The sequence below is a fragment of the Bradyrhizobium sp. P2_E8 genome (genome assembly GCF_056403875.1).
Genome location: NZ_JBFUES010001876.1, coordinates 1 through 585, shown reverse-complemented (window position 1 = coordinate 585; position 585 = coordinate 1). Strand labels below are relative to the sequence as shown.

2 pseudogenes are annotated in these 585 nt (G+C 64.8%); one reads left to right on the top strand and one right to left on the bottom strand.

Annotated features, from left to right (window positions below):
• Positions 1-91, top strand: a pseudogene (locus tag AC1D00_RS44460) (META domain-containing protein); the annotation flags it as partial.
• A gap of 131 nt (positions 92-222) precedes the next feature.
• Here AC1D00_RS44460 and AC1D00_RS44455 read toward each other — a convergent pair.
• Positions 223-585, bottom strand: a pseudogene (locus AC1D00_RS44455) (hypothetical protein); the annotation flags it as partial.

Sequence of the window (585 nt, the reverse complement as noted above, 5' to 3'; positions counted from 1 at the left end):
GGTCGGCAGCGTCGAGACCTGGAAGCGCCAGGGCGACGTGCTGACGCTTCTCGGCCCCAAGCCGCTGCGCTTCCGCGTCAACGGGAATTAGCCATCGCTGTCATTCCCCGCGAAAGCGGGGAATCCAGTACGCCGCAGCTTCTCGATTCATCAAAACCGTCTCGGAGTACTGGATCGCCCGGTCAAGCCGGGCGATGACCGAGAGTTGATGTGCGGGTTACATCACTTCCACACCGACTTGTCGGCGTCCCAGCGCTGGCCTTTCAGCTCCTTTGCGAGCGCCTCGATCGAGCCGTTGTCGTCGGGCTGGTCGCCTTCCTCGTCGGCCGAAGCCTCGTCCGAGAGATTGAGCTTGGCGCCGCCGCTCTCGTCGGCGGTGGTGGTTGCGGGGCTGCCGATCCAGAGCATGAGCTTGTCGGTCGTGCCGGGCTTGTCGGGCGAGATGAGCCCTGCGACCTCGATCGTGTCGGTGAGATCGAGCGCCGGGAAATCCTGGTTCGGCCGCTTGAAGACCAGCTTGAGCTTGCCGGTGGCCGGGTTGAAGCTTTGCGAGACCGGCTTTGCCGCGAGCGTCCGGCTCAGCAC